General features: G+C 73.0%; 18 protein-coding genes. 6 read left to right on the top strand and 12 right to left on the bottom strand.

Annotated features, from left to right (window positions below; translation table 11 throughout):
• Positions 1-242 precede the first annotated feature (242 nt).
• From ABZ321_RS18995 to sthA, 5 genes are all read right to left on the bottom strand, one after another.
• A complete protein-coding gene (locus ABZ321_RS18995; RefSeq protein ID WP_354892750.1) occupies positions 243-1493 on the bottom strand; it encodes a pyridoxal phosphate-dependent aminotransferase family protein in 1251 nt (416 codons plus the stop codon).
• Between the two features lie 23 nt (positions 1494-1516).
• Complete coding sequence (locus ABZ321_RS19000) at positions 1517-4579, bottom strand: EAL domain-containing protein (RefSeq protein WP_354892752.1); 3063 nt, start codon at positions 4577-4579, stop codon at positions 1517-1519.
• A gap of 1192 nt (positions 4580-5771) precedes the next feature.
• Positions 5772-5930, bottom strand: a complete 159-nt coding sequence (locus ABZ321_RS19005) for a hypothetical protein (protein ID WP_354892754.1) — start codon at positions 5928-5930, stop codon at positions 5772-5774.
• A 168-nt stretch (positions 5931-6098) separates the two neighbouring features.
• Positions 6099-7598 carry an NTF2-like N-terminal transpeptidase domain-containing protein gene (locus tag ABZ321_RS19010; RefSeq protein ID WP_354892757.1) on the bottom strand — a complete coding sequence of 500 codons (1500 nt, stop codon included), beginning with the start codon at positions 7596-7598 and terminating at the stop codon, positions 6099-6101.
• A 104-nt stretch (positions 7599-7702) separates the two neighbouring features.
• Complete coding sequence (gene sthA / locus ABZ321_RS19015) at positions 7703-9106, bottom strand: Si-specific NAD(P)(+) transhydrogenase (protein ID WP_344502329.1); 1404 nt, start codon at positions 9104-9106, stop codon at positions 7703-7705.
• A 62-nt stretch (positions 9107-9168) separates the two neighbouring features.
• Here sthA and ABZ321_RS19020 point away from each other — a divergent pair, with 62 nt between their 5' ends.
• A complete protein-coding gene (locus ABZ321_RS19020; protein ID WP_344502328.1) occupies positions 9169-9684 on the top strand; it encodes a type II toxin-antitoxin system PemK/MazF family toxin in 516 nt (171 codons plus the stop codon).
• A gap of 25 nt (positions 9685-9709) precedes the next feature.
• Here the strand turns inward: ABZ321_RS19020 and ABZ321_RS19025 are convergent, their stop codons facing one another.
• The 3 genes from ABZ321_RS19025 to ABZ321_RS19035 form a co-directional block, all read right to left on the bottom strand.
• Complete coding sequence (locus ABZ321_RS19025) at positions 9710-10372, bottom strand: hypothetical protein (RefSeq protein ID WP_354892761.1); 663 nt, start codon at positions 10370-10372, stop codon at positions 9710-9712.
• Positions 10373-10434: 62 nt separating this feature from the next.
• Positions 10435-11256 (bottom strand): hypothetical protein, encoded by an 822-nt coding sequence (locus ABZ321_RS19030; protein ID WP_354892764.1) that lies wholly within the window; start codon positions 11254-11256, stop codon positions 10435-10437.
• Positions 11256-11867 carry an RNA polymerase sigma factor gene (locus ABZ321_RS19035; RefSeq protein ID WP_344502325.1) on the bottom strand — a complete coding sequence of 204 codons (612 nt, stop codon included), beginning with the start codon at positions 11865-11867 and terminating at the stop codon, positions 11256-11258. The genes ABZ321_RS19030 and ABZ321_RS19035 overlap by 1 nt, the downstream gene beginning before the upstream one ends.
• Positions 11868-11998: 131 nt before the next feature.
• Here ABZ321_RS19035 and ABZ321_RS19040 point away from each other — a divergent pair, with 131 nt between their 5' ends.
• On the top strand, positions 11999-12349 hold the full coding sequence (locus ABZ321_RS19040) for an STAS domain-containing protein (RefSeq protein ID WP_344502324.1): 351 nt from the start codon (positions 11999-12001) through the stop codon (positions 12347-12349).
• Between the two features lie 46 nt (positions 12350-12395).
• Here ABZ321_RS19040 and ABZ321_RS19045 read toward each other — a convergent pair whose 3' ends face one another.
• Together ABZ321_RS19045 and ABZ321_RS19050 are read right to left on the bottom strand one after the other, a co-directional pair.
• Positions 12396-13061, bottom strand: coding sequence for a DUF3159 domain-containing protein (locus ABZ321_RS19045; protein WP_344502323.1), 666 nt, complete (start codon positions 13059-13061; stop codon positions 12396-12398).
• 67 nt (positions 13062-13128) lie between these two features.
• A complete protein-coding gene (locus ABZ321_RS19050) occupies positions 13129-14259 on the bottom strand; it encodes an aromatic acid exporter family protein (RefSeq protein WP_344502322.1) in 1131 nt (376 codons plus the stop codon).
• A gap of 39 nt (positions 14260-14298) precedes the next feature.
• On the opposite strand from ABZ321_RS19050, the gene ABZ321_RS19055 reads away from it, so the two are divergent.
• The 3 genes from ABZ321_RS19055 (at position 14299) to ABZ321_RS19065 (ending at position 16824) form a co-directional block, all read left to right on the top strand.
• Complete coding sequence (locus ABZ321_RS19055; RefSeq protein WP_354892768.1) at positions 14299-15024, top strand: tyrosine-protein phosphatase; 726 nt, start codon at positions 14299-14301, stop codon at positions 15022-15024.
• A gap of 43 nt (positions 15025-15067) precedes the next feature.
• The gene (locus ABZ321_RS19060) at positions 15068-16432 is read left to right on the top strand and encodes a DUF2252 domain-containing protein (RefSeq protein WP_354892771.1); all 1365 of its coding nucleotides are present in this window, start codon (positions 15068-15070) and stop codon (positions 16430-16432) included.
• 209 nt (positions 16433-16641) lie between these two features.
• Positions 16642-16824 (top strand): hypothetical protein, encoded by a 183-nt coding sequence (locus ABZ321_RS19065; protein WP_354892774.1) that lies wholly within the window; start codon positions 16642-16644, stop codon positions 16822-16824.
• 1144 nt (positions 16825-17968) lie between these two features.
• Here the strand turns inward: ABZ321_RS19065 and ABZ321_RS19070 are convergent.
• Both ABZ321_RS19070 and ABZ321_RS19075 read right to left on the bottom strand, forming a co-directional pair.
• Positions 17969-18901 carry a CU044_5270 family protein gene (locus tag ABZ321_RS19070; protein WP_344502318.1) on the bottom strand — a complete coding sequence of 311 codons (933 nt, stop codon included), beginning with the start codon at positions 18899-18901 and terminating at the stop codon, positions 17969-17971.
• Positions 18898-19464, bottom strand: a complete 567-nt coding sequence (locus ABZ321_RS19075) for an RNA polymerase sigma factor (protein ID WP_344502317.1) — start codon at positions 19462-19464, stop codon at positions 18898-18900. Before ABZ321_RS19075 ends, ABZ321_RS19070 begins: the two co-directional genes overlap by 4 nt.
• Before the next feature lie 138 nt (positions 19465-19602).
• Between ABZ321_RS19075 and ABZ321_RS19080 the strand changes: the two genes are divergently transcribed.
• Positions 19603-20484 (top strand): septum formation family protein, encoded by an 882-nt coding sequence (locus ABZ321_RS19080; protein ID WP_354892778.1) that lies wholly within the window; start codon positions 19603-19605, stop codon positions 20482-20484.
• The last annotated feature ends 36 nt before the right edge of the window (positions 20485-20520 follow it).

Genomic DNA, 20520 nt, shown 5'->3' on the forward strand with positions numbered 1-20520 from the left:
CTACCGGATCATGGAGAACCCGGCAGGCCCGCCATGATCCCGTGCGGTTCCGGTAGCCAGAGCTACCGGAACCATTCGGGATCACGGAAGGCACGGCGGGCGACCACCGGATGCGGCGCGCACGCGCCGCTTGCTCTGCCTCGCGTCTCAGCGTGGGCAGTGCGTCGCGGAGCGGCGCATTGGGGTGCGGGTGAGAATCCCCGCCGGGCCCCGCCGCGGCAGCGGTGGGGGGAGTTACAGCGTCAGCTGGCGCTGGTTTCGCGGGCGGACTGGAAGACGTCGGCGGCGGCCAGGTCGGTGATGGCGGCGTTCAGCTCGTCGATCTGGGCGTCGGTGTTGGCGGCCGTCACCTGCACGCGGAAGCCCACCTGGTCGCGGGGCACGCCGGGGTACGGGGCGAGGGTCACGAACAGCCCGCGGTCCCACAGCTGCTCCGACACCTCGACCAGGTCGCGGTCCAGGGCGATCGGCAGCTCGATGATGGGCGTGTCGTCGACGTTGGGAGTGAAGATGCCAAGGCCGCGGACGTGCTGCAGGACCCGGGTGGACATGCGGTACAGGTCGGCGCGGAGCTTGTCACCGCGGTCGGCGTTGACGTCGAAGCCTGCCAGGACGGTGGCGAGCGACGCGGTCGGGGACGGGCCGGAGTACAGGTACGGGGCGGCCGACGCCTTCAGGCGGTTCTTCAGGACCGTCGGCACCGCGAGGAACGCCAGCAGCGACGAGTACGCCTTGGAGAAGCCGCCGACGAGCACCAGGTCGTCGTAGGACTCGCCGAAGTAGCGCACGATGCTGTTGCCGCCGGAGCCGTAGGGCGACGTCTCGTCGGCGGTGCGGGAGCCGATGATGCCGAAGCCGTGCGCGTCGTCGACGTACAGCACGGCTCCGTGGGCGCGGCACAGCGACAGGTACTCGGCGATGCGCGGGATGTTGCCGGTCATGCTGTTGACGCCGTCCATGCAGACCAGGACCGGCCCGGGCAGGTCGGAGGCGAGCAGCGAGGCGAGCTCGTCGATCGTCTTGAACCGTTTCAAGGTGGCGCCGAGACCACGGGCGTGGACGCAGCCGTCCCAGATGGTCTTGTGGGCGCGGGCGTCGACGAGCACCGTGCCCTGCTGGACCAGGACCGGGATGACCGACAGGTGGATCTGGGTGATGGTGGGCAGGACCAGGGTGTCCGGGGCGCCGAGCAGGCCCGCGAGGCGCTCCTCGATCTGCGGGTACAGCGCCGGGTTCCCCAGCATCCGGGACCAGCTCGGGTGCGTGCCCCAGCGGCGCAGCTGCGCCTCCACGGCGTCGATGATCTGCGGCTCGAGGTCGAAGCCCAGGTAGTTGCACGACGCCCAGTCGGTGAGCCAGTGGTCCCCCACGCGGATACGCCGGCCGTCGATCTCGTCGATGACGGCGTCGTAGAAGCGACTGCTGGCGCGCAGGTGGGCGATACCGCTGAACCGGGGGTCGTCATCGACAGCGGCGGCGAGGTGTTCGAGCACAAATCCTCCGAGGGCCGTGGTGCTTAGGCCGCCGTCTGACTTCCCCGTTGAAGCCCCGACGCTTCCTCCAACAACCATTGACTCGCGTCACCGTAGCTCAACGGCCGCGAGAACAAGTACCCCTGCCCGAGATGACAACCCATCGTCATGAGGAGATCACGTTCAGCCGATGTCTCGATTCCTTCAGCTACAATCTGCAACTGCAGAATCGCTGCGAGCTGCACAATCATGTCGACGACGGCGTGCTGCTCGGCCGACGACGCGATGGTGTCGATGAAGCTCTTGTCGAGCTTCAGCACGTCCACCGGGAGGCGGCGCAGGTAGGACAGCGACGAGAAGCCGGTGCCGAAGTCGTCGATGGCGATCCGCACGCCGGCCTCGCGCAGCGCGGCGAGCTCGGCGGTGACGTCGCCGTCGTCGTGCAGCAGGAGGCTCTCGGTCATCTCCAGCAGCAGGCTCGCCGGCGGCAGGCCCATCCGGTCGATCTCGTCGAGCACCCAGCGGGCGAAGCCCTGCTCGCGGCCGCGGAACTGGCGGGCGGAGACGTTGACCGACACGTACACCTCCTCGCCGGGGTGCAGCAGGCGCCACTGCGCGGCGGCCTCGACGGCGTTGCGCAGCACCCACGCGCCGAGGGGCACGATGAGGCCGCTCTCCTCCGCGACGGAGATGAACTCGGCCGGCGACACCATGCCGCGGGTCGGGTGGTTCCAGCGGACGAGGGCCTCGAAGCCGTGTGTACGGCCGTCGCTGATCGCCACGATCGGCTGGAAGTGCAGCAGGAACGCGCCGTCGGCGATCGCCCGGTCCAGGTCGGCGCGCAGCTTGTGCCGCTCGACGACGGCGCTGTGCAGCGACGACTCGTAGCGCCGCCAGCGGTCCTTGCCGGCGTCCTTCGCGACGTAGACGGCGAGGTCGGCGTGGCGCAGCAGGTCCTGCGCGTCGGCGGCCTCCGCGGTCGTGGAGACGCCGATGCTGGCGGACGCGGTGACCTCGCCGTGCGGCAGTTCGAACGGCGCGGCGAAGCTGGCGAGGACCTTCTCCGCGACGCGTTCGACGTCGGCGGCGCTGCCGGCCCGGCGGACCAGGGCCGCGAACTCGTCGCCGCCGAGCCGGGCGACGGTGCCGGCCGCGCCGTAGGAGCCGTCGACGGCCCGCAGCGCCTCGGTGAGCCGGTTGCCGACCGCGACGAGCAGCGCGTCGCCGGCACCGTGGCCGAGGGTGTCGTTGACCACCTTGAAGTCGTCGATCTCCATGATGAGCACGCCGACGGTCGCGCCGCTCTCCGCGCCGGAGCTGACCGCCTCCTGCACGCGTGCGAGGAACACCTCCCGGTTCGGTAGGCCGGTCAGGGCGTCGAAGGTGGCACGCTGGTACAGCTCCGCCTGCAGCCGGCTGCGTTCGGTGACGTCGCGGAGGGTGACGACGACGCCGCCGACGGTCGGCTCGCCGCGCAGGTCCCGGAATGTCGCCTCGACCAGCGCGGGCCGCCCGTCGGCGCCGACGACGCGCAGGTCGTCGCCGGGCCGGTCGACGCCCCGGGTGCGCAGCTCGTGCAGCCGCCGGTCGACCTCGACGACGCTCTCCTTGGCGAACGCCATCGGCAGCGGCGTGCCGTCGAGCTCGTCGCTGCCGAACAGGGCGTGGGCGGACGGGCTCGCGTACCGGATCTGGTCGTGGTCGCCGACGATGAGGATGACGTCGGCGGTGTTGAGCACCAGGGTGCGGAAGTACGCCTCGCTGTTGCGCCGGCCGATCTCCTCGCCGAGCGCGATCCGCTCCAGGGCGAGGGCGGCCTGGGTGGCGAGGATCTGCGCGGCCTCCTGCACGCCGACGAGTGTGACCTCGTCGGCGGCGACGTACAGCGCCCGCCCGGACTCGCGGCCCTCCACCGGCGCCAGGGGGCAGCACAGCGTGACCTCGAAGTCGCCGAGCTCCTCGGCGAGCGCCGGGGCCAGCTTCCGCGTGTACGGCATCGACACGGCACCGTCGGCCGCGGCGGTCGTGTCGCCCATTGGCGCGAGCACGACCCGGTGCGGCCGGCCGAGCGGCAGCAGCTCGGCGATCGCGGTCCGCACCGTCGCGGTGACGCCCGGCTCGTCGGTCGCCATGAGCAGCGCCGCACCGGCCCGGCGCAGCCGCCGCTCCCGTTGTGCGGCCCGCCGCTGGACGTTGATCGCGCGGCCGAGGCGCAGCAGGACCATCCCGGACAGCAGCGCCGACGAGCCGGCGATGACCGTGGCGTCGCGGACCTCGCCGCCGCGCATCTCGAAGTACAGGACGCACGGCGCGATGAACAGCGACAGGCCGAGCATGAGCAGGCGGCCGAAGTGCTCCTCGCCGGCGCGGTGGACCTTGGGCTCGGTGAGGTCCCGCATCGACGGGTGCAGCGCCGCGAAGCCCCACAGGACGTAGAACGTGGCCCAGCCGAGGTCCACCGGGCCGCCGGTCTCCCAGACGCCGTTGAGCTGTTTCAGCCCGTACCCGACGTCGGCGCTGAGCAGGCCGATGCCACCGGCGGCCAGCAGCAGCAGCGCGGAGCCGCGCCGCACGGCGGTGATCAGCCGCGCACCGACGGCGAGCACGAGGATGTCGGCGAGGGGGTAGGCGATGGAGATGCTCTTCTCCAGCACCGACAGCGCGGGATCCTCGACGTATGGCCGGATCAGGAAGATGTACGACAGCAGCCCGAGCCCGGCGGTGACGGTGACGGCGTCGTAGAGCCCGTTCGGGTCGCGGCTGGCCACACCCATGCGGATCAGCCCCACCATGGCGGCGGCGATCAGCAGGTAGACGGCGAGGTAGAAGCCGTCGGCGACGGACGGGAACCCGCGCTTGTCCAGCACGAGCGTGAGGACATCGGCGATGAGGTCGCCGGTGATGAACGACGCGACGGCGCCCGCGAGCAGGAACCATGGGGCGCGGCGGCGGGGCTTGTGCAGGTGGACGCCGGTCAGGATGGCCGCGACGCTGGTGAGACCGATCGCCGACCACAGGATCAGGTGCAGCGCGGGCAGCGCGAAGTTGGCCGCCACGAGGGCAGCCATGATCCCGCAGTAGCCGGCCAGCACCCTTTGCGGCGACACGCATCCCTCCCGACCGTCACGGTGGCGGCCCCGACGCTACCCAGTGACACCCGTAAACACCCCATCGGCGTGGGGCAGGTCCTATTTAGGCTTTTTGGCGAGGGGAGCCATCGGCCTGCCCTCACCGTAGATTGTTCGCTGCCTAATGAGGAATACCTTGCAAGGACATGCCACCACGTCCTGACCAGCCGCTTCGCGCCATTCGAGCGCTTTGCGAAGTTCGCCGCACACGCACCCGTACAGGCTGCGATCACCCCCTCTACGGTGCGCATCCGTTCGCGAATTCATTCACTTCATTCGGCAAAAGGTAACTTTCACGCCATATTCCCCGCCGACCAGCCACCCCACCGCCACCGCCGCTTCCTGGCGCTTCCCGGCTCTTCCTGGCACCTCGCGCCGACGACCGGCACGACGGCGACCAGCGCGGGCGGGCGGGCGGGCGGCGCGGGCGGCACAACGGCAAGCAGCGCACTCAGGGCGGGACGCTCGGCACTCCCCGGCCACCCACGCCCCGAGCAGCTCCGCCGCCGGCAGCTCCGTCGCCAGGGACGCCAGCGACGTGGCCGTGGCCCGCGCCCGCCGCCGATCACGCGCGGGCGAGGCAGCGGCATCCATGGGACGGCAGGCGCGTTGCGACGGCCCGCCGCGCACCGATAGCCGGCGACGCTCGCCCGGCCGACCAGGGCATAACCGCCGACCGGGAACGACAGACAGCAGCGCCAGCCGCAGGCACCCGCGCGACCGGCCCAGCCCGCTTCGGCGCACGCTCAGCGGCACCGCGTCCGCCAGCAGCGCCCACGGCACGACCCGCCCGGCGGGCCAGGTCGTGCCCGCGCCTGGCCAACCGAACCGCGTGCGGCGCGTCCCTCAGGCGCTCAGGGGCTTCAATAGGCCTCGGCGACGGGGCCGGTGACGTCCTGGCCGGCGCATTCGACGTAGACGCAGCACGCGACGCCACCGCGCACCGGCAGACGGCGATGCTCGCACCGCAGACCAGGGCGTAGCCGCCGACCGGGAAGGGCAGCACGGCAGCGCTGACCGCAGGCACCCGCGCGACCGGCCCGGCCGCGTCGACGCACGTACAGCGGACACAACGGCACCGCATCCGTCGGCAGAGCCCGCGGCCCGACCCTCCCGGCTGACCGCCGGGGCGGGCCGTGCCTCGCCAACCGAACCGCGTGCGGCGCGTCCCTCAGGCGCTCAGGGTCTTCAGGAAGGCCCCGGCGACCGGGCCCGTGACGTCCTGGCCGGCGCCCTCGACGTAGACGCAGCACGCGACGCCACCGCGCACCGGCAGACAGCGACGCTCGCCCCCGCCGACCAGGGCGAAGCCGCCGACCGGGAACGACACACACAGCGACGCCGGCCGTGGGCACCCGCGAGAACAGTCCAGCCACGTCGACGCCGTACAGCGGGCACAACGGCACCCCCGTCCGCGAACAGCGCCTGGTAGCCCGACCCGCCCGCTGAACCGGGTCGTGCCTGAGCCGCGTCGACCGAACGGCGTGCGGCGAGGTTCTCAGGCGCTCAGGGTCTTCAGGAAGGCCTCGGCGATCGGGCCGGTGACGTCCTGGCCGGCGCCTTCGACGTAGACGCAGTACGCGACGCCGCCGCGGACGCCGACGGACATGGTCGGGACGGTCAGCGTGCCGGTGACCGGTGGGCCGTCGGCGGCGGGTGGGCCGGGTGACGGCTCGGTGAGCAGGACCGGCTGGCGCCACTGGCCCCGGGAGGCCGCCGCGGCGGCGCCCGCGTAGACGAGGGGCGAGCCGACGACGCCGGCCGCGGTGGCCTTGCCGGTGTACATGTCGGCGCCGAGCTTCCACAAAGCGCCGAAACCGGCCGCGGCGCCGTCGACGCCGAGCGGTGGGCTGGGCAGCTCGGCCTGGAAGGCGAGGTTGTAGCCGGCGGCGTCTGGGCCGTTGGCGACGGCGAGCACCGCGCCGTCGGCGACCCGGACCGCGACCAGCGCGGAACGCTTCGTGGTCGCCGCGAGGGCGGCCTCCGCCGCCTGCTGCGTCTTCACCTCGATCGTCGTGCGCACCCGGGCTCCGTCGACGGCGGACGCGGTGTAGAGGACCTTGTCGGCCGCCTTCGCCCCTTGCGGGTCGGCCGCCACGATCTCGACCCGGGGCGTGCCGCGCAGCGCCGTGTCGTAGCGGCGTTGCAGGCCCGTGAGCCCGGTGATGTCGCCGGCCTTCAGCACGCCGCCGCCGGCGTCGATCAGCTCCTTCGTCGCCGGGCCGGAGGTGCCCAGCAGCGCCCGCCCGAACGTGCGGGTCAGCGGCAGGGACAGGGTGCCCGCCCGCGTGGCGATCCCGTCGGTGGCGGCGAGGTCCCGCTCGATCTCGGCGTAGTCGGTCTGGCGCAACGTGACGAGGTCGACGAACGCGTCGGGCTTCGCGGCCGCGAGCCGCCCCGGCAGCGCCGAGGTGTCGACGTCGACCCGCACGGACCGGAACACCAGGTCGAGCCGCTGGACGAGGGCGTTGACGTCGCGGACCAGCCGCGGCTCGACCCCGACATACACGACGGGGATCTCCGACACGATCGGCGTGCCGTCGGCGGCGAGGACGACCCCGCGGTTCGCCGGGGTGGAGCGCAGCGTCAGCCGCCGGCCGTCGGGCAGGTCGGGGTGCACGACGGACGGGCCGAGATAGACCGCCCACCGGCCGTCGATCCGGCGGGCGTCGACGGTCGTCTCATACGCCCAGTGCCGGCCGTCGGGCAGCGTCCAGTCGACGCCGAGCCTGGTGCTGGCGTCGTCTTTGCGCACGGTCGCCGCGCCGCTCCTCGTCAGCGCGGGCCGGCGGGCCGCGAGGTCGCCCTCGGTGCCCGCCAGCAGCTGCTTGGCGGCGTCGGCGGCCAGGGGCTGCCCGGCCGGCGTGCGCAGCTCGACGCCCGTGAGGTCGGCCCGCTGCCACCCGGCGACGAACGCGGCGAACGGATCCTCGGCCGGCTTGTCACCCGTACAACCGGCCGAGGCAGCCAGGAGCACCGCCACCAGCACCAGTCTCACGTGTCGCAGCATGCGCGCCTTCCCCCGTGTCGTCGTCCGCCTCCCTGTAACTTCATCGGCCGTGCCCGAGGTTGGAGTTCTGCGGTGTGGTGCCCGTCACATCGTCACGCCGTCAGGCGCGACACCGAGCGCATCTTGTTCATCGCGTCGAGGGCGGCCACCTTGTACGACTCGGCGAGCGTCGGGTAGTTGAAGACGGCGTCGACGAGGTAGTCGACGGTGCCGCCGCAGCCCATGACGGTCTGGCCGATGTGGACGAGCTCGGTGGCCCCGGTGCCGAAGACGTGCACGCCGAGGATGCTGCGGTCCTCCGGCGAGACGATGAGCTTCAGCATGCCGTACGAGTCGCCGATGATCTGCCCGCGGGCGAGCTCACGGTAGCGGGAGATGCCGACCTCGAACGGGATGTTGTTGTCGGTGAGGTCGTCCTCGGTACGCCCGACGAAACTGATCTCGGGAATCGTGTAGATGCCGATCGGCTGGAGCAGCTGCATGCCGCGCACCGGCTCGTCGCACGCGTGGTGGGCGGCGAGGCGGCCCTGCTCCATCGAGGTCGAGGCGAGGGCCGGGAAGCCGATGATGTCGCCGACGGCGTAGATGTGCGGCACCTCGGTGCGGAAGTGCTCGTCGACGGTGATCCGGCCGCGCTTGTCGGCCTCCAGGCCCGCCTTCTCCAGGCCGATCTGGTCGGCGGCGCCCTGCCGGCCCGCGGAGTACATGACGGCGTCGGCGGCGATCCGCTTGCCGCTGGCGAGGACCGCGACGGCGGTGCGGCCGTGCCGCTCGACGGCGGCGACGGACTCGCGGAAGCGGAACGACACCGACAGGTCCCGCAGGTGGTACTTGAGCGCCTCGATGATCTCCAGGTCGCAGAAGTCGAGCATGCGGTCGCGCCGCTCGACGACGGTGACCTTGGTGCCGAGGGCGGCGAACATGGACGCGTACTCGATGCCGATGACCCCGGCGCCGACGACGACCATCGACGCGGGGATCTTGTCGATGTTGAGGATGCCGTCGGAGTCGATGATCGTCGTGTCGTCGAACTCGACACTGTCGGGGCGGGCCGGCCGGGTGCCCGCGGCGAGAATGATCTTCTCGGCGGACACCAGCGACGAGTGCCCCTGTTCGTCGGTGATCGACAGCGTGTGCGGGTCGACGAAGACGCCGGTGCCCTGCAGCAGCTTCACCCGGTTGCGGGCCAGCTGGCTGCGGATGACCTCGATCTCCCGGCCGATCACGTGCTGCGTACGCGCGCCCAGGTCGCCGACGGTGATGTCGTCCTTGACGCGGTAGCTCTGCCCGTACATCTCCCGCTGGCTCAGGCCGGTCAGGTAGAGCACCGCCTCGCGCAGGGTCTTGCTCGGGATGGTGCCCGTGTTGATGCAGACACCACCGATCATGTGGCGCCGCTCGACGACGGCGACCCGCCGGTCGAGCTTCGCGGCCGCGATGGCCGCCTTCTGCCCGCCGGGGCCGGAACCGAGCACGAGGACATCGAAGTCGTACATGAACGACAGTGTCCAGTGCGCTGGCAAGCGCCGTCCAGACGATCGGGACTATGGTCGTCCGCGTGAAACGACTTCTTCGCAACCTGGCTACCCGGCTCGGCGGCCGGCCGTCCGCCCCCGCGCCCACGCAGCCGGTGCCCACGCCACCCCGCTCGGCGCCGGCCGGCAGGGCGACGCTGCACAAGCCGGGACCGCCGCCGAAGCACGTCAGCGACAAGCTGCTGCAGTACGCCCCGCAGCTCGACGGCGCCGCCGATCCCGGCGAGGTCGTGTGGACGTGGGTGGAGTACGAGGACGACCCCAACCAGGGCAAGGACCGGCCGGTCCTCGTCGTCGGGCGCAAGGGCACGGAGCTCGTCGGGCTGATGCTGTCCAGCCAGAGCGAGCGCGACGGCCAGCGCAACTGGTTCGCCCTCGGGCCCGGCTCGTGGGACCGCGACCAGCGACCCAGCTGGGTCCGCCTCGACCGGGTCCTGACCGTCGAGGAGCACGGCATCCGTCGTGAGGGCGCCATCCTCGACCGGGAGCGCTTCGACCGGGTCGCCGAGCGGCTGCGCTCCTCCTACGGCTGGGACTGAGTACGGCTGGGACCGACGCCGGCCGTCAGGTCTGGGGCTGGGGCTGGAACACCGGCAGCATCTTGGCCAGCTCGTCGCGCATGAGGGCGGCGGCCTCGTCGAAGCTGTCCACCACGGTGGCGGTCTCGTCGGTGCCGTCGCTGCCGACGAAGCGCCACGTGCCGTCGGTCGCCGACGCGAGGGTCGCCCGGGCCGGGGCGTTGCCGCGGGCGACGTCCTGCACGGTCGAGGTGTTGAACGTGGCGACGGCGGGCCGGTGCCGGTGCAGGAACCGGTCCGCGATCCCCAGCAGCGGCTCGCGGACGTCGACGTCGGCGCCGATCGGGGTGATGTCGTAGCAGCGGTACGCGCGGGCGGCGACCAGGAACCGGGTCATCTCCGCCTCGAACAGCAGCGCCCCGTCGGCGTGGTCCTCCGCGGTCAGACCGACCTGCACGAACGCGCGCGGCCGGTGCAGCCCGGCGGCGACCGCGGCGACCGCCGGCGCCATCTCCAGCTTCTGCCCGTCGACGGGCGCGGCCAGGTGGCGCAGCAGCAGCGACCCGAGCCCGGCGCTGAGGACCGCGTCGGCCCGGTCGGCGTCGGTCAGGCCCAGCAGCCGGGGCGCCTCGCCCGGCTGGCCACCGCTGGCCAGCAGGAACGACAGTTCGGCGGCGGTCATGCTCAGCTGTTCCGTGGTCCCGTCCATGGCGTCCACTCCCGTCGCGATCGTCCGTCGTCGTGGTGCTCAACGCCGGTCACGCGATCACGTCACGCGTTCTTGGACGACCGGCTGTTTTTCGATTTGGTACCGGTCGGCGCCGGCGACAGGCCGCAGAACGCCTCGATCCGGTCCGCACCGCCCGCGGCGGCGGTCAGCACGTTCAGGTCCTCGGGGTCCATCGGCTTGCGGTGCGGATCGTCGCGGACCTTCTGCCACTCGCTGCAGAGCTTCCGCATGTCCTTGCCGGCCGTGGCGGTCGGGGCCGCCGGGCTCGGGGTCACCGCCGGCTCGCTGGACTGCTGCGCGGCGGGCGTGGTCGGCGACACGGTCCGCACGGTCCGGGTCGGTGCCGCGGGCGCGGGCGCCGGGTCGTGGTCGGGGACCTGGTCGATCCAGTCGTGCGCGGCGCTTTGCAGCGGCGCGGGCAGCCTGCCGGCACCGGCGGCGACCCCGACCCCGGCGAGCACGCCGGCCGTCAGCGCCGCCGCGAGCACCGCGACCCGCCGCCTGGGCGGCCTGGCCCGCCGCGACGCCACCGGCGCACCGGCGCCGCCGGCGGCGAACTCCCGCCGGAACGCGTCCACTGCGGCCTGCTCCCCCGCCAGCTCCCCGGGCCGCGCCGGACCGGCCGCCGCCCGGAGCAGCCCCGCCAGCGGCGAGTCCCCGAGGTCGCCCGTCCGGCCCGGTCCGCTTTGTCCGTGGGCGTCACCGTGGCCGCCGGCCTTGCCGTGGCCGCCGGTCTCGCTGTGGTCGCCGATCTCGCGACGCCCGTGGGCGCCGCCGCGGCCGCCGGGCTCGCCGGTCATGCGCTCGAGGAGCCGCTGCGACTCCGCCTTCAACCGCGCCCGCCGGCGCCACCAGCCCAGCATCAGGCACCTTCCAGGTGGGCGTGGGGAAGGTCGGCGCCGGCGCCCGCGCCGGTGGTGCCGGCGGGGACGCGGCGGGCGCTGACCTGGGGGTGCGCGGCGAGGCGGCGCAGGCCGCGCATGGCGGCGACGCGGACGGCGCCGGGGCGTTTGCCGAGGACCTCGGCGGTGCCGGCGACGTCGAGGCCGGCGACGACGCGGAGCAGGACCGCCTCGGCCTGGTCCTGGGGCAGCTCGCCGATGAGCCGCAGCGCCCACTCGGTGCCGGCGTGCTCGATGACCTCGGCGGCCGCGTCCGGGGCGGGGCGGCCGGACTCGACGTGGTCGCGGCTCTCCTCCCGGCGGCGCCAGACCCGGCGGCCGTCGTCGATGGCGCGGTGCCGGGCGATGCGAAACAGCCAGACCCGGAACGCGGTCGGGTCCCCCGCGAAGCGCGGCAGGTCCCTGACGACCTGGAGCCACGTCTCCGACGCCACGTCCTCCGCCGCGTCGCCGCACACCGCGTGCAGGTACCGTAGGACCGCCGGCTGCAGGGCGCGCCACAGCACGGCGAAACCGGTCTCGTCACCGCTGGCCGCCGCCCGTAACGGCGCGGCAAGGTCGGCGTCACGCACCGGCGTCGCCGAAAGGGTGTAACGCGTCGCGAGCGCGGGCCGCCCCTTCGGGGACGAGCACCATCCGCGCATCGAGGGGGATCACCGTTGAGGGACCGACTGCCGCACCGAACAGGGCCGTGGGAGCGGACATGACCGATGCCTTCGCGACCGCGACCGTCGACGGCTGTGTCGTGGTCACCCCGACCGGGGCGCTCGACGTCGCCACGTCGCCCGCGCTGCACACGTGGGTGCACCGCTGCCTGGACGAGGGAGCGACGCTGCTCGTGCTGGACCTGTCGGAGGTGGAGTTCATCGACTCCACAGCATTGCGGGTCCTGGTGTCAGTACACAAGCGGTTGCGGGACACCGAATCGGGTGGATTCGCGGTGGTCTGCCCGCATGCCCGCATCCGCCGGATCTTCGACCTGACCGCGCTCGACCGCGTCTTCACCCTCACCGACACCGTCGACGAGGCCGTCATCGCCCTCAAGGCACCCTGACAGAGGCCGCGCGCCGGGGGCCTGGTGAGGCGCCGCGGCACCGGCGTCACTGGTGGGTGGCGCCGGCGTCGGTACCGGTCGGCGCCGCCTGCGGATGGCGCAGGCCGGGATGGCCCGGCGGCAGGCTGCGACGCAGCACCCACCAGCTCACGGCCAGGCACGCCGCGACCAGGGGCCAGGTCAGCACCACCTGCGCGGTGGCCAGCCACACCACGTGACCGGTCCACCACAGCGGCACGAAGATCAGCAGCCGCACCAGGTACTGGCAGACCCACACCCAGCTCGCCGCCTGGTACGCCCGCAGCAGCGCCGGGTCGCGCCGCCACCTGGCCTTCTGCCCCAGGACGGTGCCGACGATCAGGCCCAGGAACGGCCACCGGACCAGGATGCTGCCGGCCCACGCCAGGGCGCTCGCCGCGTTCGTCAGCAGCCTGACCAGGAAGAAGTCCTCGGCCCGGCCGGTGCGCAGCGCCACGATCGCGCCCAGGCAGACCAGCAGCAGGCTGACGACGGTCGCCGCGGGCGGGCGCCCCTGCCGCAGCCGCCAGACGGCGACGGCCGCGCCGGCGAGGACCGCGATCCCGGCCCCCAGGGCGATCGACCGGCCGCCCGCGAGCCAGCCCGCCACGAACCCGGCGACAGGGACGACGCTGTCGAGCGCCGCTCGCCGCCCACCGAGCAGGGTGGCGAGTGACTCGTCCCCGTTGTGCACCGTCCACACCTTTCAGCGGCCAGACCCAGGTAAGCCTGCCCTATCATGCCTGGTGCCGGACGGAGAGTCACGATCGCGGCAGGGTGTCCGGGTCGATGAGGGCGGTCGCGTCCTCGCCGCCGATGTCCTGGCGCAGCTGGTCGAGCCGGCCGAGCAGGCTGACGGAGTCGAGGACCACGACCGCGCTCGGGAAGACCTGGTGGGTGCGCTCCACGGCGCCGGTCAGCGCCTCCCGCAGCAGCGTGTCGTCGGTCTCCTTGCCGTCGAGGAGCTCCTCGAGCAGCGCCGCGATCGACCGCAGCAACGCGGCGAGGGTCTGCCGGTCCAGGGCCGGCGGCTGCCCGGCCCGGTCGTAGAGCCGGTCGACGGCCAGCGACACCGACCTGATCTGCAGGCTGATCCGGACCAGGAACACCTGCTCCTCGTGCAGGGCGACGACCCGCTCCCCGAGCCGGACGGCGGCGACGTTGAGCCGGGCCGTCTCCTCGACCGCGGCGACCTCGGCCGCGGCGGCGGTGCTCAGGTCGGTCAGCCCCCGCGACGCCGGGATCCAGTCGTGCCCGTCCCGGGTGTCCAGGGGCGGGGTCCCGTCGCGACGGTCGAGCTCGTCGGCGATGTCCCGCAGCACCGACACGCACCCCGCCGCCCAGACGGAGATGGCCTCGCAGGCCTGCCGCATGCGCGGCCGCTCCGGCACGACCACGGCGACGACCAGCCCGACCACGCTGCCGATGGCGACGTCGATGAAGCGCCACTGCCCGTACCCCTTGGCGACCGGCGCCAGCATGATCACCGCCAGCACGGCGATGGTGAGCTGGTTGCGCGCGAGCGGGGTGTTGGTGACCCGCCGGGCCAGGGCCAGGGCGCCGAACGCGGCGAGGGCGAGCGACCACCAGCTGAGGCCGAGGAACTTCACCCACCCGATCGCGACGGCCGTGCCGACCAGGTTGGCGAAGAGCAGCTGCACGCCGGTGGCGATCGAGCCATACACACTGGCCTGGAGCGTCAGGATCGCGACGATCGGGGCGAAGAGCACCGCGACGTTGTCACCGAGCTGGCGGGCGAGGACCCAGGCCGTGGTCGCCGCGACGGTCGTCTTGACGACGGTCAGCCAGCTCGGGCGGCTCTTCGGCACGCTGGCCAGCAGCACGCCGAGCGGCTCGGTGACCGACGCACGCTTCGACCTGGCCGGATCCACAGAACCTAAGCCTACCGGCGCACCCGATAAGGTCGCAGCGTGCGCAGCTACGACCACCCCAACCTGTTCAACTTCCGCGACCTCGGCGGCTACACCGGCACCGGCGGCCGGCCGGTGCGCTGGCGGCGGCTCTTCCGATCGGACTCGCTCAGCCGGATCGACCCCGCCGACGCCGCGTCGTTCGCCGCGGTCGGGGTGCGCACCGTCATCGACCTGCGCCGCCCGCGGGAGATCGCCCGCGACGGGCGGGTGCCCGAGTTCCCCGGCCTCGCCTACCACCACCTGCACCCGGAGCACGCCGAGTGGGAGGACGCGCCCGACCACGACGAGCCCAGCGACGCCCGCTGGCTGGCCAACCGGTATCTCGACATCGCCTACACCGGCGCCGCCGCTATGGTCGCCGCGGTCGCCGTGATCGCGGAGGCCGACAACGCGCCGGTCGTCGTGCACTGCACCGCCGGCAAGGACCGCACCGGCGTCGTGTCCGCGCTGACCCTCGGGGCGCTCGGCGTCGCCGAGGACGACATCGCCGAGGACTACGCGCTCACCGCCGGGGCGACCGGCCCCGCCATGGCGTACCTGCGCCGGATCAACCCGGAGATCGCGAAGATGCCGGAGCGGTACCTGGCCGCGCCCGCCGAGGCGATGCGGCTGTTCCTGCGCGACGTGCACGGCCGGCACGGCTCCGTCCGCGGGTACCTGCTGGAGATGGGGCTGCCGGAGACGCACCTCACGGCGCTGGAGGAGCACCTGCTGGAGCCATGAATCTGACACCGCCGTGTCACCTGCGGGCCGTTACCGTAAGGGCATGATCGGCTCCACCGGATGGGCGGCCCCCGAAGCACTGCGTGCCGAGGGCGTCCAGCGTCGCACCAGCACCCCCGCCAAGTCGCTGACCGAGCCCCGCACGGCGGCCGGCCGCGATCCGGTCGCCGTGATCGCCGCCTCCAACGCTGAGCGCGTCGCCGAGCTGGTGCCGATCCGCGTCGGCCGCATGATCAGCTCCCCGTTCGCGTTCCTGCGCGGCTCCGCCGCCGTCATGGCCGCCGACCTCGCCGGCGGCGCCGACACCGGGCTCCACGGGTATATCTGCGGCGACGCGCACGCGGCCAACTTCGGCTTCTTCGCCTCGCCGGAGCGGCGGCTCGTGATGGACGTCAACGACTTCGACGAGACCGTCGTCGGGCCCTGGGACTGGGATCTCAAGCGCCTCACCGCCAGCATCGTCAGCGCCGGCCGGGAGGCGGGCCTGCCGGAGGACGAGTGCCGCGACGCCGCCCGCGACTGCGCGACCGGTTACCGCACGGCCCTCGCCGAGCTCGCCGACATGTCGCTGCTGGAGGCGTACTACCTGACCACCGACCACTCGACGCTGGAGCACTTCGGCATCGGCGACCTCGCCGACGTCTTCGACCGGGTCCGCAAGAAGGCGAAGAAGAACACCAGCCGCCGCGTCGCGCAGAAGTTCACCCAGCGCCTCGACCACGACGCGTGGCGCTTCACCCCCGACCCGCCGATCCTGGTGCCGCTCGACTCCACCGACTCGTTCCGCGTCATCGAGTCCCTGGAGGGCTATGCCGCCACGCTCGAGGAGGAGATCCGCACCCTGTTCGGGCGCTATGCAGTCGTCGACGTCGCCCACCGCATCGTCGGTCTCGGCAGCGTCGGCCTCCGCTCGTATGTGGTGCTCCTGCACGGCAACCACGACGAGGCGCTCGTGCTGCAGGTCAAGCAGGCCCGCGCGTCCGCCCTCGCCCCCTACCTGACGCCCGTGCCCGAGCAGCACGCCGGCGAGCGGGTCGTGCGCGGCCAGCGCTGGATGCAGACCGTCAGCGACGTGCTGCTCGGCTGGACGAGCATCGACGGCGTGCCCTATCTGGTGCGCCAGTTCCGCGACATGAAGGGCTCGATCGACCCGACGACGCTGCGCGCCGGCCAGCTCGACGACTACGCCCGCGTCTGCGGCGTCGTCCTCGCCCGCGCCCACGCCCAGTCGATCGACCCGCGCACCCTGTCCGGCTACTGCGGCGCCCCCGACACCGCCGACGGCGACGAGTTCGACGAGGGCTTCGCCACCTTCGCCGCCGCCTACGCCGACCAGACCGAAGCCGACCACGCCGCCCTCGTCGCCGCCGTCAACGCCGGCAAACTCCCCGCCACAACCGGCGTCTAGGTTCCGCCTCACGGATCATCGCGTCGGCTCGTTCCCGCCTGTGGCACGCGAGGGTGCCGAGCGGGCTGCGCTGGCACCGTCACCGGCTCAGCCCGTCCGCTACGTCCGGTGGCGGGATCACCGCCACGCGGTCTGCCGGGGTGAAGCGGACCGGGTCGCCGGGGCGTGACCTGCCGGAACGGTACGGCGCCGCATCAACGGTTGCGGCGGTGGACCGCCGACGGCGCTGGGCGATGCTGAAGGACCGGGACGTCGCCCTCCCCGACGCGGACGGCAACATCGACTGGGAGGCTCAGGTCGACTCCACAGTCGTGCGGGTCCGGCCGGTGCTCCTTCAGGGGCGCAACGCCGACAGGCACGCCAACGGATCGCCCGGTCCCGTGGCCACCTGACCAGTGGGAGGCGGACCTCAGCCGGCCAACTGTCTGCTGCTGCCGTGCTCGGCGCCCGGACTGTCGCCACTGGCAGCGGCCAGGTCCCATGTGACGGAAGCCTGCGGGGATCACGTCGGCCAGTCCAACACCGGGACGCCACCACCGCGGCCCACGCACAACCGCGTGCTCAGCGCCCGGACTGTCGCCACTGGCAGCGACCGGGTCCCGCGTGGCGGGAAGCTTGCGGGGACTACGCCGGCCAGTCCCGCACCGGAAAGCCACCACCGCGACCCACGCACACCCAAGTGCCCGTCGCCCGGACTGTCGCCACTGGCAGCGGCCAGGTCCCATGCGGCGGAAGCCTGCGGGACCACGCCGGCCAGCCCAACACCGGGACGCCACCACCGCGGCCCACGCACAACCGCGTGCTCAGCGCCCGGACTGTCGCCACTGGCAGCGGCCAGGTCCCATGTGACGCAAGCCTGCGGGGATCACGCCGGCCAGTCCCGCACCGGGAAGCCACCACCGCGACCCACGCACACCCAAGTGCCCGGCGCCCAGGCTGTCACCGCTAGTAGAGGCCGGTCCCGTGTGGTGGAAGCAGGCGAGGGTCACGCCAGGACAGCCCCAGCACCGGGAAGCCACCGCCGCGGCTCACGCACAACCGGCTTCGGGGCGCGGTCGCGCGGCGGCCGTGCTTCGTGTCGGCCAGGTGCATGCGATGCTCGGGGTGGACCGCGCGGCCGGAGACGAGCAGCCCACGCCCGTCAGGGCCGGTCCCGGCGGCGGCCCCCGACGACCGCCGCGCGATGATCGCCGCCGCCGCACTGCCCCTCGTCGGCGGTGGGATGGCACCGAGATCGGCCCGTCGGCGACCTGGCCGGAGACCGGGCCCGTGCCGAGCGCGTACGTGGTGATGCGTGGCCTCAGCAGTCACCCCCCGCCCACAACCGGTCGCCCTCACAGCAGTGTCGCCGAGCCGGCCGGCTCCACCGGATGGGGCCCGGTGCGGTCCAGGCGCAGCCACGACGGCGGGCAGCCCTGGAGCGTGAGCGGCGCGGCGTCGAGGCATACCGACACTCAAGCACAGGGGTACGACAGAAAACCCTGGCCGACGTTCGGGAACACGGCACCAAGCGCTGCGGCCGGTCCTGGGCCGGGGCTAGCGCTTCGGGCGGGCGCCGAGGTCGGGGACGACGGCTCGCTGGGTGACTGCTGACATGCCCAGGACCGTGCCGGCTGGGCCGTCGACGGTGTCCTGCACGAGGTAGCTGCGCTCGCCCAGGTAGTCGTACGTGCGCTCGTCGAAGATCCATTCATGGCGCCAGCTCTGGTCGGTGTGGGCGACCGCGATGCCTGGGCGGCCGGCCGCGTCGGTGACGCCGCGGACCACCTCGACGTCCGGGATCTTCGCCGCGGCGCGGTACAGGGCGGCCCTGATCTGTGGGGGGACGAGGGACTCGCGCAGGATGTCGCCGATCGCGGTGAACACCGCGCTGTCCGGGTCGTAGCCCTGGCCGGTGTGCCGTTGGTAGAGCTTCGCCAGCAGCTCGTCCGGGTCGGCGGGCAGGTCCACGACCTGCGCGTTGGGTGTCATGTCCGGCAGCTTCCGCGTCGACGGGATGGCGCCGAGGAGCGGCACGATGTAGAACGGCTGGCGGACCTGGCCGTCGCCGCGGTGGAAGAGCGGGATCCAGATCTCCCGTTCGTGCACCGGCTGGAGGCGGGCCGGGCCGTCGCCCACGTCCGAGTACGCGACCCGGCTCTTGACATAGAGGTACTCGCCGCCGCTGGGCGAGGGGCCCGGCTCGCCGGTCGCCGCCGCGGCCATCCGCTGCAGCAGCAGCGTCGCGGCGCCGTGGTCGCCCTGGGCGACGGTGACGACCAGCGGCGCGCTGACCGGCGCCAGCGCATGGGCGACCACGCCGGCGGCGAGGGCGACGGCGAGCACGCCCGCCGGCACGAGCAGCAGCGTCCGCCGGGAGCGCCGGGCCGGCCGGTGGAGCTCGTTCACCAGGTGGTGCCGCAGCGCCTGCCGGCGGGCCGCGGGCAGGACGGGCACGGGCGGGGCGGCGGGGGTGGTCGGGTCGTTCATCGGTGCTCTCCCTGCTCGACGGAGTCCGGCTGCTGTGTCAGGGCCCGCAGCCGGGTCCTGGCCCGTGACAGCCGGGAGCGCACGGTCCCGACGGGGACGCCGAGGGCCTCGGCCGCCGACGCGTAGTCCAGCTCCGACCACACGCAGAGCAGGAACACCTCCCGGTCCGCCCGGCTCAGCGCCCGCAGGGCCGCCACCGCGGCGGCCAGCTGGTCGGCGTCGTGCATCCGGGCGATCACCTCGTCGGCGAAGTCCGGGACGGTGTCGCGCGGCGGGAGCCGGCGCAGCGCGTCCCGGTGCCGGCGGGCCGCGCGCCGGCGGTTGCGCAGCACGTTGGTCGCGATGCCGAGCAGCCAGGGGCGCAGGCTGCCGCCGTCGGGGTGCAGGGTTCCGCGGATCCGCCACGCCTCCAGGAACGTCAGCGACACCACGTCCTCGGCGTGCGCCGGGTCGCCGGCGCTCCACACGGCGTGCCGGTGGACCGCGTCGGCGTGCTCGTCGAAGAGCGCGCCGAAGGCGTCGGCGTCACCAGCCCGGATCCGGACCCGCATTTCAGCTGTCACACCTGATACCTGTCCGCGGCCGCCGCCGGGTTCCCTCCCCTGCGGCACGAATTCTTCTCGCTTGTGGGATCGATCGACTGCTGACACACTGCACACCGCGCACGTTCGCGGGGAGGCATTGACGTGGTGCGATCACGGATGGTAGCTGTCGCGGTGGTACTGCTGGCGGCGGTGACGGGTTGTGCGGCCAGTGTGCCGGCCGGGGTCGACAAGGACCTCGTCAACGGGTGGGCCATGATCCCCGAGGCGAAGGTGCCGGAACCGAAGGTCGGTGACTGCTGGAGCACCTCGACCCCGACCGTCGACGACATCGTGACGGTGCCGATCGCCACGGTCGCGGCGTCGTGCAGCGGCTCGCACATGGGCGAGACCGTGCACGTCGGGCACTTCACCGGGGCCACGGCCGACGCCGAGACGCCGCCGACGCTGGACAAGATCGCCGACACCTACGCCGCGTGCGAGGCCGAGGTCACGAAGTTCCTCGGCGGGTCCTGGAAGCTCGGCAGGGCGCGGCTGCTCGTGTACCCGCCGACCACCACCCAGTGGCGGGGCGGCGCGAGGTTCTTCCGGTGCGACGTGGCGGCGCTGAAGAGCCACGACGGCTACTTCGAGGAGGGGACCGCGTCGTTGCAGGGCAGCCTGCGGGCCGGCAGCGAGCGGCTGTACGGGTGCATGGCTCTCGTCGGCGGCATCGACAGCTGGAGCGACCTGACGCCGGTGGCCTGCACCACGCCCCACGACGCGGAGTTCATGGGGCTCATCGCGTCGAAGTCCGGCACGTACCCGGCCAGCCGGGACGCGTCGAAGGCGGCGTTCGACGCGGCGTGCGTCGACCAGATCCGCAGCTTCACCGGCGGCGCCATCAACCCGCTCGCGAGCGCCAAGGCGCGCTACTGGTACCCGCTGGTCGCCGTGAACGCGCAGGAGTGGGGCGCCGGCAACCACAGCGCGCACTGCTTCGTGCTGCTGCCGAAGAAGATCAGCCGCACGTTGAAGGGCAACGGCAGCAAAGCCATCTGAGCGGATGCTGAACGTATTCAGCAGCGTCGACGTCCC

This window comes from Dactylosporangium sp. NPDC006015, assembly GCF_040614215.1.
Lineage (GTDB): Bacteria > Actinomycetota > Actinomycetes > Mycobacteriales > Micromonosporaceae > Dactylosporangium > Dactylosporangium maewongense.